The organism is Streptomyces sp. NPDC059256 (assembly GCF_042753785.1).
GTDB lineage: Bacteria > Actinomycetota > Actinomycetes > Streptomycetales > Streptomycetaceae > Streptomyces.
The window spans coordinates 39,351-55,934 of the sequence record NZ_JBHYZO010000030.1 but is presented as its reverse complement, the minus strand read 5'-3'; the positions used below and the strand labels follow the sequence as shown (position 1 = coordinate 55,934).

Genomic DNA, 16,584 nt, shown 5'->3' with positions numbered 1-16,584 from the left:
CAACGACTCGTCTCGGCTTTGATTTCCAACCATTTATGACGTTCCCACCGAAAGGGCTCCACATGGGTAGCAGCAGTGTCGAGACGCTGGAATTCCAGGCTGAGACACGCCAGTTGCTCCGACTGGTGATTCACTCGATCTACTCGAACAAGGACATCTTCTTGCGCGAGCTGATCTCGAACGCCTCCGACGCACTGGACAAGCTGCGGCTGGAATCCCTGATCGACTCCAGCCTCGTCGACATCGACACCACCGACCTGCACATCGCGTTGGAGGTCGACCAGGACGCCCGCACCTTGACCGTCCGTGACAATGGGATCGGCATGAGCCGGGACGATCTCGTGGAGCTGATCGGCACGATTGCCAAGTCCGGCACCGCCGGACTGCTGGAGAAGATCAAGGAGTCCAAGGACGCCGCCACCGCCGAGAGCCTGATCGGGCAGTTCGGCGTCGGCTTCTACTCGGCGTTCATGGTTGCCGACAAGGTCATCCTGCGCACCCGGCGGGCCGGCACCGACTCCGGTACCCAGTGGGAGTCCGACGGCGAGGGCGCTTACACCGTCCAGGCCGTCGACGGCCTGCCCATGGGCACCTCGGTCACCCTGCACCTCAAGCCCGCCGACAGCGAGGACGGACTCGCCGACTACCTCGCCGAATCGAAGATCCGTCAGATCGTCAAGCAGTACTCGGACTTCATCCGCTGGCCCATTCGGATGGCCACCGAGCCCACCGAGTCCACGGAGCCCACCGAGTCCGAGGGCGAGACCACTCGCGACGTCGAAACGCTCAACTCGATGAAGGCGCTGTGGGCCCGGCCACGCACCGAGGTGACCGAGGCGGAGTACCACGAGTTCTACCAGCAGATCAGCCATGACTGGCTGGCCCCGGCCGCGACGATCCACATGCGGGCCGAAGGCACCTTCGAGTACGAGGCGCTGCTGTTCATCCCCTCGCAGGCACCCTTCGACCTGTTCTCGCGCGAGACCAAGAGCGGTGTGCAGCTGTACGTCAAGCGGGTGTTCATCATGGACGACTGCGAAGCGCTCATGCCCAACTATCTGCGCTTCGTCAAGGGTGTCGTGGACGCCCACGACCTGTCGTTGAACGTCTCCCGCGAGATCCTTCAGCACGACCGCCAGATCCGCGGTGTGCGTCGGCGCCTGGTCAAGAAGGTCCTCGGTGCCATCAAGGACATGCAGTCCAAGGACGCCGAGTCCTATGGGAAGGTGTGGGCGCAGTTCGGCCGGGCCCTGAAGGAAGGGTTGGTCGAGGACTCGGACAGCTCCGAGACCCTGCTTGAGCTGGTGTCGGCTGCTTCCACGCACGACCCGGAGAAGACCACCACGCTGCGCGAGTACGTCGAGCGCATGAAGGAGGGTCAGGAAGCGATCTACTACCTGACCGGCGAGACCCGCGCGATGGTGGAGAACTCCCCGCACATGGAAGCCTTCACCGCCAAGGGGTATGAGGTCCTGATCCTCACCGACCCCGTCGACGAGGTGTGGGTGGACCAGGTCCCGGCCTTCGACGGCCACCGTTTGCAGTCCATCGCCAAGGGCCAGGTCGACCTTGACGAGTCCGCCGACGGCGACGAGGAAACCACCGCCGAGAAGGCTCAGCGCGAGCAGGACTTCGCCGCCCTGCTGTCGTGGCTGACCACCACCCTGTCCGAGCAGGTCAAGCAGGTTCGTCTGTCGTCACGCCTGACGACCTCGGCGGCATGCATCGTCGGCGACGCCCACGATGTGACGCCGACCCTGGAGAAGATGTATCGGGCGATGGGACAGCAACTGCCCACGGTCAAGAGGATCCTTGAACTCAACCCCACACACCCACTGATCACCGCCCTGCGCACAGCACACGACGCCAATGCCGATGACTCCACACTGGCAGAGATCGCCGAGCTGGTGTACGGCAGTGCATTGCTCGCCGAAGGGGGCGAACTGTCCGACCCGGCCCGCTTCACTCGGCTGCTCACCGACCGCCTCACCCGCACTCTGTAACCGTGGGTGCAGACCGGCAGAGTTGAAGCGCCCGGTCGCTCCCCGAACTTGCCAGCCTCGCACTCACCTTGAACTCGCCCGCCCTACAACCCCTTGGGGTTTCAGGGCGGGCGAGTGGGTTCAGGCTGCCTTCGCTCACCCCGACCGTAGTACCCTCCGGGTTGCGCCCGGCACGGTCGAGACAGCAGTCAGAAGGGCCCATGAGTCTTCGATGTTCCGCGTCCAACTACCGTGGGTGCCATGACACTGCTGTCTCGACTCCACCGTTTTCATCAGAGGCATCCGTGGAGTCACAACGATCACTACGGCCCATGGACTGCCGACAGTGTGATCGCGTCAGGGGCCCGCAGCGTCCTCGACGTCGGATGCGGTACGGGGAATCTCGCCGCACTGCTCCATCGTCGCGGCGCCACCGTCACCGGGCTCGAACCCGACCCCGCGACCGCCCGCACCGCGGCGGAACGCTTCGCCGACAACCCTGCGGTCACCATCGTCCAAGCCAGCTTCGCAGAGCGCGACCGTCGAAGACGCTGGGATGCCATCACCCTTGTCGCTGTCTTGCACCACCTACCGCTGGTGCCCACGCTGCGGGAACTGCGCGGCTGTCTCACCCCGGGCGGGCGCCTCGTGGTCGTCGGCTGTTACCGGGAGAACGGACCCGTCGACCGGCTCGCCAATCTGCCGGCTGCACTCGCGAACCCGATCATGGCATTGGCCAAGCACCCGGCCCGCGCCGCTGAGCCGCCCTCGCACATGACAGCACCCACCACCGACCCGCAGGAGACCCTGAGCGACATCCGGTCTGCGGCCACCCAGGAGCTGCCCGGCGCCCGGATACGCCGTCGCCTGTTCTGGCGATACACCCTGGTCCATGACGCTCCTGCCTGACTGACCAGCCGCTGGCCCCTCGTAACGTGGTCTCTCCATCGACGATCCCAACGAGGCACCATGTCCAGGCCCGGACGTTGCAGTGCAGGTGCATGGGAAGGGACCGAACGCCTCTGCTCGCCATGGCGGGTCGGTCGACCTCTGAACGGAGAAGGGGGTGCTTCTCCGGGCACGGGTGCCGGGAGGAGTGGCTCGGGTTGCACCTTCCGTAGCGGTATGTGGTCCGGTGGACTCATATCCCACCCCACTGAGGAAGGCCCCTGCTCATGTTTTCGTCCTTCATTCCGCCGCGCCAGGTGAAGATCGGTGACGCGGCGGCCTTCGTCGGCACCACACCGCGGGCGATCCGTCACTACCATGAGATCGGCCTGCTCCCCGAGCCCGTGCGGGGCGGCGACGACCGCCGCCGCTACGGCTACGAAGACATGATCGGGCTGCTGTGGATCCGCAGGATGGCCGATGCCGGGATCGCCCTGGACGACATCCGTGACGCCTTCGCCGACACGGCTTCCGCCGGTGCCGACAGCGACGACGGCATCGCGGGCATCCTGGAGCGGCTGGAGGAAACCCTCATCGCCCAGGAAGCAGAACTGCGGCGGCAACGGACTGCCGTGCAGCGCATGCGTACCGAGGGCAGCAGGATGGGTCTGCTCTCCGACTTCGTCACCAGCCGCCTCAAGAGCCTGCCCGAGGGCTCGCTGCACCAGGCGGACCTGGACAGCCTGCTGGTCACCGAGCGGATCTTCGGCCCGCTCGGTGCGGCCGTCCAGGCCACCCGTTTCGTAGCCCTGGCCACTCACCCGGATCTGCGTGAAGACTCCGACCGTATCGATGCCGCCGAGGAGGCACTCGATGACACGATCGCTGTCGATGACCCCCGCGTAGCCCGGGTGGCTGCCGAACGGCACGCCTTCGAAACGGCGCTGCATGCCGTGATCGAGGATTCCGGCCTGGCGGAGAGCGACGACGCGCTCTTCGACTCCTGGGAAGACACCTTGCACCCCGCTACTGATGATGAGGGTGAGGCCGAGGCCGGCCCAAGCTCAGGCAGGGGGCATGAGTCCATGAGCGCCTTCGAAGCGATAGGAAAGATGCCCTACGACTTCTCACCGGCCCGACTGCGCTGCATGGAACTGGCCGAAGAACTCGCCGCTCACGAGTCACCCGCTTCCTGAATCACACCCTGGCTGTGTTGCTCGGAGGGTGGGTTGCTCGGGTGACGGGTTGGTGTCCGTTCAGTGGGTGTGGGGGACAGTCCGACGGTGGATCGCCCCGCTTCCACATCAGTCAGGGTGGGGGCGCGCCCGGCAGCTGGAGCGGGCCCGGAACCAGTGGCGCCGCGGGTGTGGCGGAAGCTGCTCGAATGGCAACCCGGGTGCTGTCGGTGGAGACGACGGACCTCGGCTCCGGCTGCTTCTCTCGACCTGTCGACCTATCCATCTCGCCGACTCAGATGGGACCGTATTGCTGTGGGGTGGTTGATGCCGATGGGACTTCCGAGAGACGGAAGATCGCTCGTATCTCCAGTTGCGCGATCGATCACCACTCGCCCCACGGGGAGCGACCGCTGGTTCCGTTCTGCGTCGCTGAAGCCAGGTGGTTGCCGGGCGCGGGAGCCCTGTACTTCCGACGGTAAGTCGGGCGATACCAGTGGGTAGTTGAGGGGTATCCTCTGTCGTATTTGCTGCCAGAGTGTTGAGTGATTTGCGGTGGGAGCGGGCAGCAAGCCTGTCCGCTCCATTGTTGCGTCGGCAGTCCTGACGTCTCCCGGTCGCGCTCTTGGCCGGGCTCTAGAAGGTGGGGGCATGGTCAAGGCGAGAGCCCAATACTCGGAGCACGGTTCGCAGGATCCGAGCGGATCCGGTGGCGTGGGCGAGGTGGAGCTGCGGCAGTTGCTTGCCGGGCTGACGGCCGTGCGTGACGGGGACTTCGGTACCCGTCTGCCCGGTGAGGCTGATGGGCTGCTCGGCGAGATCGCCACTGTCTTCAATGGCATGGTCGACCAGTTGTCCCTGTTCACTTCCGAAGTGACCCGGGTGGCCCGCGAGGTGGGCACCGAGGGCACACTCGGCGGCCAGGCGGAGGTTCCTGGTGTCTCCGGCACCTGGGCGGACCTCACCGATTCGGTCAATGCCATGGCCGGCAATCTCACCACCCAGGTCCGGGACATCGCGCAGGTTGCGACAGCGGTGGCCCGGGGCGATCTCTCCCAGAAGATCGACGTCGATGCGCGCGGCGAGATCCTGGAGCTGAAGAGCACCGTCAACACCATGGTGGACCAGCTCTCCGCGTTTGCGGACGAGGTGACGCGTGTGGCCCGCGAGGTGGGCAGCGAGGGCCGGCTCGGCGGCCAGGCGGAGGTCCCCGGGGTGGGGGGCGTCTGGCGCGAGCTGACCGACTCGGTGAACTTCATGGCCGGCAATCTCACCGACCAGGTCCGTAACGTCGCCCAGGTCACCACGGCGGTTGCCAAGGGTGATCTGTCCCAGAAGATCACTGTGGATGCGCGCGGCGAGATCCTGGAACTGAAGAACACCATCAATACGATGGTCGATCAGCTCTCCTCCTTCGCCGACGAGGTCACCCGCATGGCCCGGGAGGTCGGCACCGAAGGACAGTTGGGCGGGCAGGCCGACGTCAAGGGCGTCTCCGGCACCTGGCGTGACCTGACCGACTCGGTGAACTCCATGGCCGGGAACCTCACAGCCCAGGTGCGTTCGATCGCCCAGGTTGCGACGGCGGTTGCCAAGGGTGATCTATCGCAGAAGATCACCGTGACGGCCCGGGGCGAGATCCTGGAATTGAAGAACACCATCAATACGATGGTCGATCAGTTGTCCGCGTTTGCGGACGAGGTGACGCGTGTGGCCCGGGAGGTGGGCACCGAGGGCCGGCTCGGCGGGCAGGCCGACGTCAAGGGCGTCTCGGGCACCTGGAAGGACCTCACCGAGTCCGTCAACGTCATGGGCGACAACCTCACCGCGCAGGTGCGCTCCATCGCCGAGGTCACCACCGCGGTGGCTCAGGGGGATCTGTCCCAGAAGATTCGGGTGGACGCCCGGGGCGAGATCCTGGAGCTGAAGGAGACCATCAATACGATGGTCGATCAGTTGTCCGCGTTTGCGGACGAGGTGACGCGTGTCGCCCGGGAGGTCGGCACCGAGGGCAACCTCGGCGGGCAGGCGACCGTACGGGGTGTGTCCGGTACCTGGAAGGACCTGACCGACAACGTCAACGTGATGGCGTCCAATCTGACCGGTCAGGTGCGCTCCATCGCTCAGGTCGCCACCGCGGTGGCCAGAGGTGACCTCTCCCAGAAAATCACTGTCGAGGCGAAGGGCGAGGTGGCAGCCCTCGCCGGGGTGATCAACACCATGGTCGACACCCTCTCGGCCTTCGCGGACGAGGTGACCCGAGTCGCCCGCGAGGTCGGCACCGAGGGCCGGCTCGGCGGGCAGGCCAGGGTGCCGAACGTCGCCGGCACCTGGAAGGACCTCACGGACAACGTCAACTCGATGGCGAACAATCTGACCGGTCAGGTCCGCAACATCGCCCAGGTCACCACCGCTGTCGCCAACGGCGACCTGTCGAAGAAGATCGACGTCGACGCACGCGGTGAGATCCTGGAACTCAAGACGACCATCAACACCATGGTGGATCAGCTGTCGTCGTTCGCCGCCGAAGTCACGCGTGTGGCCCGCGAGGTGGGCAGCGAGGGCCGGCTCGGCGGACAGGCCGAGGTGGAAGGCGTCTCGGGCACCTGGAAGCGCCTCACGGAGAACGTCAATGAACTGGCCGGCAACCTCACCCGACAGGTGCGCGCGATCGCCGAGGTCGCGAGCGCCGTGGCCGAAGGCGATCTGACCCGCTCGATCACCGTGGACGCCTCGGGCGAGGTCGCCGAACTCAAGGACAACATCAACTCCATGGTCGGCTCGCTCCGGGAGACCACCAGAGCCAACCAGGAGCAGGACTGGCTCAAGTCCAACCTGGCCCGGATCTCCTCGCTGATGCAGGGGCACCGCGATCTGTCCCTCGTCGCAGAACTCGTGATGGACGAGCTGACCCCGCTGGTCGCCGCTCAGTACGGGGCGTTCTATCTCGCCGACGAAGGTGCCGAAGGTACGGAACTCACCCTCGTCGGCTGGTACGGAGGACCGGTCGGCACGGTCACCGGTCGACGCTTCGGTCTCGGCGAGTCCCTGGTCGGCCAGGCCGCCCGCAGTCGTCGCACGATCGCCGCCGACAAGGTGCCGGGCGACTACGTCATCTCGTCCGGACTGGGCGCCACGACTCCCGGCAGCCTCATCATCCTGCCGATCGTGGTCGAGGATCAGGTCCTCGGCGTCATCGAACTCGCCTCGTTCACTTCGTTCACCCCCGTCCACCGCGACTTTCTCGACCAGTTGATGGAGACCATCGGCGTCAACGTCAACACCATCGTCGCCAACGCCCGTACCGACGAACTCCTGGGCGAGTCACAGCGGCTCGCGGGCGAACTCCAGGCACGCTCCGAAGAACTCCAGGTCCAGCAGGACGAACTCCAGCGCTCCAACGCCGAACTGGAGGAGAAGGCCGCCCTGCTCGCCACACAGAACCACGACATCGAGACCAAGAACCTGGAGATCGAGCAAGCCCGCCAGGAACTGGAGACCAGGGCTCAGCAACTGTCCCTCGCCTCCAAGTACAAGTCCGAGTTCCTGGCCAACATGAGCCATGAACTGCGCACACCACTCAACAGCCTGCTGATCCTGGCCCAGCTCCTGGCGCAGAATCCCACCCGGAACCTCAGCCCGAAGCAGGTCGAGTACGCGGGGATCATCCACTCGGCCGGCTCCGACCTGCTCCAGCTGATCAACGACATCCTCGACCTCTCCAAAGTCGAGGCGGGGAAGATGGACATCCATCCCGAACGGATCCCGCTGCGGCAACTGCTCGACTACGTGGAAGCGACCTTCCGTCCGATGACCACGCACAAGAGCCTCAGCTTCTCCGTCACCACGGCTCCTGGAGTGCCCGGTGAACTGGTCACTGACGACTCCCGGCTGCGACAGGTGCTGCGCAATCTCCTCTCCAACGCCGTCAAGTTCACCGAGGACGGGAGCGTCGAGCTACAGATCGAGCCCGCTGCAACAAGCGAGCTGCCGACGACCATGGACCGCAGCGGCCCGGTCATCGCCTTCCGGGTGAAGGACACCGGTATCGGCATCGCCGAGCAACAGCTCGAAGCGATCTTCGGTGCGTTCCAGCAGGCGGACGGCACCACCAGTCGCCGGTACGGCGGCACCGGACTGGGCCTGTCGATCAGTCGGGAGATCGCTCAGGTCCTCGGTGGAGTCGTGACCGCGCGGAGCACTCCAGGCACGGGCAGTGTCTTCACCCTGTACCTTCCCGTCACTCGGGCGGGCTTCGAGGCCCAGACGGACGGTCCCGACACGGCCGGCCCACCAACCCATGAGCAGCCCCCGATTCCGATGCCGCGCCAGCAGCGCCGTCTACTGGTGATCGAGGAGCGTCCGCACGGCTTGCTCTCCCTCGTCGCCGAGAGCGCTGCCGCCAATCTCCCGGCCGGGCACGAGCGTACCGATCACCAGCCGGACACCTCCGTGATCACCGCTCTCGGCGCACAGGAGGCGGCGACGGCCCTCGCCGCCGAACCCGTCCACTGCGTCGTCCTCGACCTCGAACTACCCGACGGCGCGGCGCTACGGTTCCTCGAACACATGGACGGCGACCCGGCCCTCACCGCTCTACCGGTGCTCGCCCACAACAACCGGCGTCTCAACCCGGAGCAGGAACAAGCCCTGTTGAGCAGGTCCGAGAACCGCCCCCTGGAAGTGCTCTCCAGTCTGGACGAGCTGCGCGAGCGCATCGCGCTCCACCTGGCGGCGGAGCAGCCCGGCAGCGTGCTGCCGCTGGTCCGTGCCGAGGACGCGGGCCGACTCGCGGCCCATCCCGTCGATGCGTCGCTTGCGGAACGTACCGTCCTCGTCGTCGACGACGACGCCCGCAACCTCTATGCGCTCAGTGGCATCCTGGAACTGCACGGAATCCGCGTGGTGCACGCGGAGAACGGCCGCAAGGGAATAGAGGCGCTCATCCGTCATCCCCGGGTCGATCTCGTCCTGATGGATGTGATGATGCCCGAGATGGACGGCTACACCGCGACGGAGGAGATCCGTCGCATGCCTGCGTACGCGGAGTTGCCGATCATCGCGGTCACCGCGAAGGCGATGCCGGGCGACCGGGAGAAGAGTCTGGCCTCGGGAGCGAGTGACTACGTGACCAAACCAGTCGACGCGAATGACCTCATCGACTGCGTCCGCCGCTGGCTCCCACCCGGCAAGTAGGCCCCTGCGCCCGTCCTTCCCGACGACCCCCAGCCAGAAATCAGACATCCACGGTGAGCACCCCAGACGAAACCCCAGGACCGGAAAGAGCGGACGCGCCGGATGCTCCTTCCCCAGCCGTGCCACTGAACGATCCCGACGCGACGGTGGACGGCGCGGCCCACATGAGTTCCCCCGTGGGCAGGCTCGCCGCCACGGTCGAACGGTTGCGGCGCGAAGTCCGTGTGGCTCATGCCGAAGCGGACGGCCGTGCCCTGGTGGAGATGGCGAAAGGCATCCTCATCGAACGGCTGGGATACGGCCCCTCCCAGGCCGCCCAGCAACTGGCCACCCTCACCGGCCGCACCGGACTCACCCTCCTGGAACTCGCCGTGGACATCGTGAACGAAGCGTCCCGGGACGATGTCAGTCACGTCGCGGCCGAGTTCCTCCAGCGCACGGCATCTTCACCCGAGAGCCAGGCACGCCCTTCGGCCGCCGTACGCCTGCGCACGGCGGAGAGCGGCATCCTCGCGGCCGGCGATACGCAGGCGATGGCACACGCACTCCTCCACAACGCCCTGCGCCCCCTCGGGGCCTGCGCGGTCGCCCTATGGACCGCCCACGGGGACGGCTCCTTCGCCCTGGCCGGCTCCGCCGGATTCACCCCGCAGGAGGCAGCGCGCTGGCACCACGTGCCGCCCGGAGTCACCACTCTCGCCCGCCGGGCCCTGGACGAACGCGAACCCATCATCCTGCCCAGCCTCATCGAGACGGCGACGCCCTCCTTGGGCAGAAAGGACTGGCCGAGAGGCGGCAGGATGGCGGTCCCAGCAGGAACAGGAGGGCGCCTGCACGGCGTGTTGGAAATCTGCTGGCCGGGACCGCTGCCGCCGCAGCCCCCGCAGATCGTCCGCCAGATCGAAGCACTCGCCCAGTTGTGTGGGCACACCCTGGAGACCCTGCCCGCCCACAACGCACCAGCGCCGCTCCAACCACCCGGCATGGCGGAACTGATCGACCTCGCGGAAGGAGTCAGTGACCCCCTGCTCCTTCTCACCCCACTCCTGGATGCCGACGGGCATCTGGTCGACTTTCGTATCCGCCATGTGAATAGCCGATTTGCCGACCCCGCAGGGCGCCCGCCCGCCCAGATCCGGGGAGCGCTGCTACTGGAGGCGTACCCGCTGGCCGCCGAGGACCACGCCCTCTACGGGAAGATCGAGCATGTCCATGCGACCGGAGAGCCCTTCCGTGCCCGGCACATGAATCTCACCGCCCTCGTTGACCAGGTCCCCCTGACCGCGGTCGCCGATGTCAGCATCAGCCGCGTGGGGGAGACACTGGTGTTGATCTGGCGGATCGAGGACGAGACCGTGCGCTTGGCGAGCCTGTTGCAGCATGCCCAGCGACTCGGGCGCATCGGTGGTTTCGAAGAGAACCTGACGACCGGCAGCATCACCTGGAACAGTCAACTGTTCGATCTCTACGGCCGACAGCCCACCTTGGCACCCCTGCCGCTGCGCGACCTGGCCGCGCACGCCCATCCTGACGACCGGGTCGTCATCGACCGCCTTCTGCACACGGTCTTCCAGTATCGGCGCCCCGCCTCCGCAGCCTTTCGCCTACGCCGTGCCGACGGCGTCACCCGGCATATCCGTGTCATCGCCGAACCGGTGCTCGACACCGACCAACAACTCAGGACGGTCCGCGGCGCCTACCAGGACATCTCATCCCAACACTGGACTGAAGTAGCCCTGCACGCCACACGGGATCAACTCGCCTACAGCGAAGCCGAGTCGGAGGAACGCAACCGGCTTGCCCTACAGCTCCAGCACGCCATCATGCCCCCCAGCCAAGGCCCGCTCGACCTCCCCGGCCTCAGCGTCGCCGTGCGGTACCGCCCGGCCGCCACGGACGCGCTCGTCGGCGGCGACTGGTACGACAGCGTCGTCCTGCCCTCCCGGAAGATCCTCCTCTGCGTCGGCGACATCGCCGGACACGGGGTCGGAGCCGCCACCAGCATGGTGGTCCTGCGCAACGCCCTACGGGGACTCGCCGTCACCGGCGCCGGCCCGGGGCAGCTCCTCACCTGGCTCAATCTCGTCGCCCACCATCTCACCGAACAGATCACCGCCACCGCAGTCTGCGCCCTCTACGACCCCCGAACCCGCGTACTGCGCTGGGCGCGCGCCGGGCACCTACCGCCCGTCCTGATCCGCAACCAGAAGGCCCAGTCATTCCCGCTGGGGCGCGGGCTTCTTCTCGGCGCGATACCGGAAGTCCCCTACAGCGAGCAGGAAGTGCAACTCGAACAGGGCGACATCTTGCTGATGTACTCCGATGGACTGGTCGAGCGCAAGGACCTCGCCCTCGACGATGCTCTGACCCAGCTGCTCACCACCGCGACAGGACCCGACCAATCCCTGGAACAACGTCTCGACGATCTCCTCGCCCGTAGTCAGTCGGACACCGACGATGACACCTGCCTCATCGGTATCCACATCACCTGACACCTGCCGTTGGAGTGCGGAGTCCAGGCGTCGCAAGGGGCATGCGGGCGCGCCACGGTAGCGCTCCGACCGGTTTGGATTCGGGTGAGCCGTGCCCGACGCGCCCTGGCCACGGTGCCGATCCCGGTCCCCGCCGCTGCGGAGCATCACGTCAAGCTCCCGCCCGTCCCACTCACCGTCGATCAGGCATTCCCTCTTGCCCTCGCCTCTCTGAAGGGCAGCGCCCGCATGGTTCCGCGCCATCCCCGGCTATCGATCGGGTCTGTCGTGAGGGTGCCTGCATAGGCGGGTCGGCTATAGGGCAGCCTTCCCCCGTCCCATGGCAGGACCCTGGATGGAGCCCTCTTTCGTGCGCGTACTGTTCACCACTCTTGGCAGCCCATCCCATGGGCGTGCCCAGTTGCCACTGGCCCGAGCCCTCGCCGCAGCAGGGTGTGAAGTGCTGGCGGCCACCACCGCACCCGTCGCTGAGGTCTTCGAGCAGGACGACGTCAGGGTGACGAGCTGTATCAGCGGGTTCAATCCGGGCTCCCACGCGACGCCGTCCCAACTCAGTGAAATCACCGACCGCACCGATGTACATCCCGAGCAGCGACGGGCGCTGTTCTTACGGGTCATGTCACAGGCTCTGTCCGGTCCGATGGCCCGGGACGTTCTTGATGCGGTGCTCCCCGTGGTGCGTGATTTCCGGCCGGAGCTGATTCTTCGCGACGGTATGGACCTGGGCAGCGTCCTGATCGGTGAGATGCTCGGCATTCCCCAACTGCCCACTCCCTCCGGGGCACTCAACGCGTTCGACCCGGCTGAACTCCTGCCGGGCCTCAACATCCTGCGGGAAGAGCATGGGCTGCCCGCACATGAGGATCCGCTGTCGATCGTCCCGCGAGGGCGCATCGACTATGTGCCGCCCGCCTACTCCTTCGCCCGGTATCTGCCGGTGTCGCGGTCGTACCGGCAGACGGTGACCGTGGATCGCAGATCGGTCCTGCCGCGGTGGGTTGTGGATCTGCCCACCGACCGACCGTTGGTGTTCGCCGCCATCGGCACGGCGCTTCCCATGATCCATGAGAAGACAGTCGACCAGGAGGCCGGGAAACCACCGTTCTTGATGCCGGATCCGGTCGACACTCTGCGGTCGATCATCGAGGCCGCAATCCGGTTGGACGACTGCACCGTCCTCGTGGCGACCATGGGCCTCCCCGTGGACATCGATCCCCTGCCGTCACACATCCACATCACGGAGCGTCTGCCGCAGCCGCTGCTGCTGGAATCCGTCGACCTGTTCCTCACCCATGGCGGGTTCAACAGCGTCCGGGAGTCGCTGCGCACGGCGACACCCATGGCGGTGCTCCCTCAGTTCGGAGATCAACACGGCAACGCACAACGCGTCGAGGAACTCGGACTCGGACGAGAGATCATCGACAACACCCCCGACGGCATCACGACGGTCTGCCGCCAGGTCCTGGCGGATCCGGTGATCGGCGCGAACTCCCGTCGGGCGCGCCTGGCGACCCTTACGCTCCCGGAGATCGAGAGCGCGGTCACCGACCTGGAAAATCTCGTTGGTGCTTCATGACCAGGTGATGCGCAGGGACAGTGGCGGCGGCTGTCTGGTTCGTGGCGTGCCGGTTGGTGGCGTGCCGGTTCGCCCTTTCGGTCATGTCACCGTGGGGGCCCTCGTACGCTTCTGGGGCGCTGAAGCGTGACGGGTGCGCGGACTTTCGCGCCGGATTGACGGTCGCGAAGGGCAGCCCGCTCACCTTCCGCCGGGCCGGGGGCCTCGACCTCCGTGAGCAGGTCCGCCTCGACACTGCCCTGAGCGAGCTGGGCGCGACCTTCTGTGGCCCGCGCTGATCACGGTCACCTTCGATGTGCTCCGTGCGGCATTCTCCTGTCTGGGCATCACGAGCTGACATCCCGCTTCGAACACGCGGTTCCCCCGAAAGTACGCCCGTCGAAGTGCGCCCGCGCGACGAGAGGGACGCTGGGGGCCGGGCCGCAGAGACAAACACCTCGATGGCCCCCGAATCCGCCCCTCCTCGTTTGGTCGTACTGGCATAAAATCCTCAAAGTGAGGAGGTGTCCTGATCACGCCCTCTGCGAGGCGCTCCCGCTTCGCCGATGCCCTGCCCACGCTTGGGAACAGTGCAGCCGTCCGCGGCACAGAACTGTGTCCCCGGCCGCTCTCTGTGGGCCGCCTGCCAGCCGGTACCGCACTCCAACCCACCAGTGGAGGTCCGATGAGCTACTTCCTCCCCGAAGACGATGCGGTACGCACGGCATGCCAGGGGCTGGCGCTGACGTATCCCGGAATCGGCCTGTGCGTCGAGCCCCTCTATCTGCTTGCGACCAGGCCCGCGCCCCCACGGAGGGTGGCACTGGTGACCGGGGGCGGTGCCGGTCATGAGCCACTGCACACCGGCCTCCTCGGCCGAGGCGGACTGGACGCCGTGATACCCGGCCCGGTCTTCACCTCACCCAGCAGAGCGCAGATCGCCGCGGCCACGCAGGCGGCAGCCGCTCTCGGCCAGCGCGACGGCGTCCTGCACATCGTGAAGAACTACACGGGTGACCGCATCAACTTTCGCCTTGCCGCCGAACAGGTCCGCTCGGCGGGCATTCCGGTGGCCGAGGTCGTCATCGACGACGACCTCGCCACTGAGGGAGCCGCCGCCGGGCGCCGGGGCACGGCGGCTACGGTCGTGGTGGAGAAGCTGCTCGGTGCCCTGGCCGACCAAGGCGCCGACCTCGACACCCTCGCCGCACTGGGCAACCAGGTCGCCGCCGCCTCCCGCAGTCTCGCCGTCTGCGCACGCGCCCACACCACCCCCGCCACCAGGGCACCCGCCTTCCGGCTGGAACCGCACGAGCTGGATTTCGGAATCGGTATCCACGGCGAGCGTGCCGCCCACACCACCACCGAACCCCACATCGTCGGCCGCCTCGTCACCCGCATGGTCGATGAGCTCCTCGGCAGTGTGACACCGGGCGAGCACGGAGTGATCGCACTCGTATCCGGTCTCGGCGGAACCAGCGACCTCGAACTACATGCCATCGGCGCTCTGCTCCACCACGACCTCACCACCCGTGGCATCCATGTCCACGCCCTGGCCGCGGGCACCTACGTCTCCGCCCTCGACATGGCCGGCTTCAGCATCACACTGACCGCCCTGGCCCCCGCCTGGCCGGGCCTGTGGGACCTGCCCACGGACACACCGCTGCGCCTCCCGGGCCCCGCTGCCTCCCGCACCACCACCCTGACACCTCCCACCACCACGTTCGACCACCAGGGTCGAGAGCAGGAACAAGGACAAGGCAGCCGCGCCTTCCTCGATGAACTCGCGCGGCTTTGCGCCTCGGCCCACAGCGACCTCACCGCACTGGACCAGGCGAGCGGAGACGGGGACTTCGGCGACAACTTCTGCGGTGGCGTGGCCACCGCGGTCCGCCACGCCACCGCGACGGGTCTCACGGGTACCTCAGCGCTCGCCGACACCTTCCGCGACCGCGTCGGAGGCTCCAGCGGCCCCCTCTTCGGTATCCTCTTCTCCGCTCTGGCTCCCGGCGCCGACCACACCCCACCGGACATTCCCGCCATCGGTGCTGCGCTGCACCGGGCGTTGAGCCGGATCACCGCCATCGGGGGCGCGTCTCCGGGCGACTGCACACTGATCGACGCCCTCGCCCCCGCGTCCGAAGCGATGGTCGCGACCCACCCCTCGGACTCACGACGACCTCTGACCGCGGCGGCGTTGGCAGCCGTCGAAGGAGCGCGTGCCACCGCCGAGCTCACCGCCCGCAGGGGCCGAGCCAGCTACACCGGTCACCGCTCCGCCGGTCGCCCCGATCCAGGCGCGGTCGCGGTCGCCCTCGTCCTCATCGCTCTCGCCCGGGTACACGAACCCCACCCCGCAGCGGAACTCCCCGAACTCCCGACCATCACCCGCTAGCCGAGGGGCCGGCCGCCTGGGAGCGGCCCGAGGGACGCGTCCTGCCCCGCAGGGTCTCCGTGCTCGCGAGTTGAGGCACGTCGAGCCCCGCTCACCGAGCCTGCCGCTGCCGGCTGAACTCCGTTGGCGGAGAGGTCCTTTCTCGTACCGGCACAAGTATGGCCGTGGCTACTTTTGCCGGCGGAACTGCCTGGTCGGCCGGGGTGCGCAGCGATTGGATCAGGGCTGTCCGGTACAGCGCCGTCCCGGTGGAAACCATCACCTCGCCACCTCGCCACCTCGTCGCTTCGTCGCTTCGGCCATGGGGCGGGTGTTCCCCTCACACAAAAGGAAGAAGCCTGTCGTGAAACTGTTCCGACGCCGTACCGGGAAGCAGAGCAAGAGCCTGCCCGCACTCCTCACGGCCCTGGGCACGGCCGCTCTGATCCTGGGTGCGCAGTCCGTCTTCTCGCAGCAGGCACCGGAGAAACCGGAAGAGAAGAAGGAGAGCTTCGCCGTGCTCCCCGCGGCAGCGGCGACAAGCAAGGGCTTCCATCTGACGGACGCGCTCTGGACGACAGCGCACATCAGAAACGGAAGGGGGGTTATCCCTGGTACCGGTTACGACACCGGTGTGGTGGTGAGCTACATATCCCCCGCCAACCGAAATCCTGAAACCCAGAGGGACTGGATCGGAATTCACCCGCACGGCAATGTGACGCACGGAAACAAGATCGACTGGGACTGGGTGTGCCCGAACGAGAACGACCGCTGCACTTCGTTCGGGGCTGCGGCAATCGGTGCGGGATCTACCCGTATCAAGAGGGGTGAGAAGTACACGATCGCCTACTGGCGGGATGAGCCGGTGATCGGAGAAGGAACGGTCGTTGCGACGATCGATTTCGTGGCCCCGTGATGAGTA

At 66.8% G+C, this 16,584-nt stretch carries 8 protein-coding genes; all 8 read left to right on the top strand.

What is annotated here, in order from left to right; translation table 11 throughout:
- Positions 1-62 precede the first annotated feature (62 nt).
- The 8 genes from htpG to ACFXJL_RS32560 all read left to right on the top strand — a co-directional run bounded on the left by htpG (position 63) and on the right by ACFXJL_RS32560 (position 16,578).
- A complete protein-coding gene (htpG, locus tag ACFXJL_RS32595) occupies positions 63-2,003 on the top strand; it encodes a molecular chaperone HtpG (protein WP_384698578.1) in 1,941 nt (646 codons plus the stop codon).
- Between the two features lie 240 nt (positions 2,004-2,243).
- Positions 2,244-2,891 carry a class I SAM-dependent methyltransferase gene (locus ACFXJL_RS32590; RefSeq protein WP_384698575.1) on the top strand — a complete coding sequence of 216 codons (648 nt, stop codon included), beginning with the start codon at positions 2,244-2,246 and terminating at the stop codon, positions 2,889-2,891.
- Positions 2,892-3,157: 266 nt separating this feature from the next.
- Complete coding sequence (locus tag ACFXJL_RS32585) at positions 3,158-4,066, top strand: MerR family transcriptional regulator (RefSeq protein ID WP_384698572.1); 909 nt, start codon at positions 3,158-3,160, stop codon at positions 4,064-4,066.
- Positions 4,067-4,696: 630 nt separating this feature from the next.
- Positions 4,697-9,241, top strand: coding sequence for a HAMP domain-containing protein (locus tag ACFXJL_RS32580; RefSeq protein ID WP_384698569.1), 4,545 nt, complete (start codon positions 4,697-4,699; stop codon positions 9,239-9,241).
- A 164-nt stretch (positions 9,242-9,405) separates the two neighbouring features.
- Entirely contained in the window at positions 9,406-11,733 is a 2,328-nt protein-coding gene (locus ACFXJL_RS32575; RefSeq protein ID WP_384698566.1) for a SpoIIE family protein phosphatase, read from the top strand.
- Between the two features lie 349 nt (positions 11,734-12,082).
- Positions 12,083-13,309: a glycosyltransferase gene (locus ACFXJL_RS32570; RefSeq protein ID WP_384698563.1), complete on the top strand. Its 1,227-nt coding sequence runs from the start codon at positions 12,083-12,085 to the stop codon at positions 13,307-13,309.
- A gap of 664 nt (positions 13,310-13,973) precedes the next feature.
- Positions 13,974-15,683, top strand: a complete 1,710-nt coding sequence (locus tag ACFXJL_RS32565) for a dihydroxyacetone kinase subunit DhaK (RefSeq protein ID WP_384698561.1) — start codon at positions 13,974-13,976, stop codon at positions 15,681-15,683.
- Positions 15,684-15,984: 301 nt separating this feature from the next.
- On the top strand, positions 15,985-16,578 hold the full coding sequence (locus tag ACFXJL_RS32560) for a hypothetical protein (protein WP_358878027.1): 594 nt from the start codon (positions 15,985-15,987) through the stop codon (positions 16,576-16,578).
- The last annotated feature ends 6 nt before the right edge of the window (positions 16,579-16,584 follow it).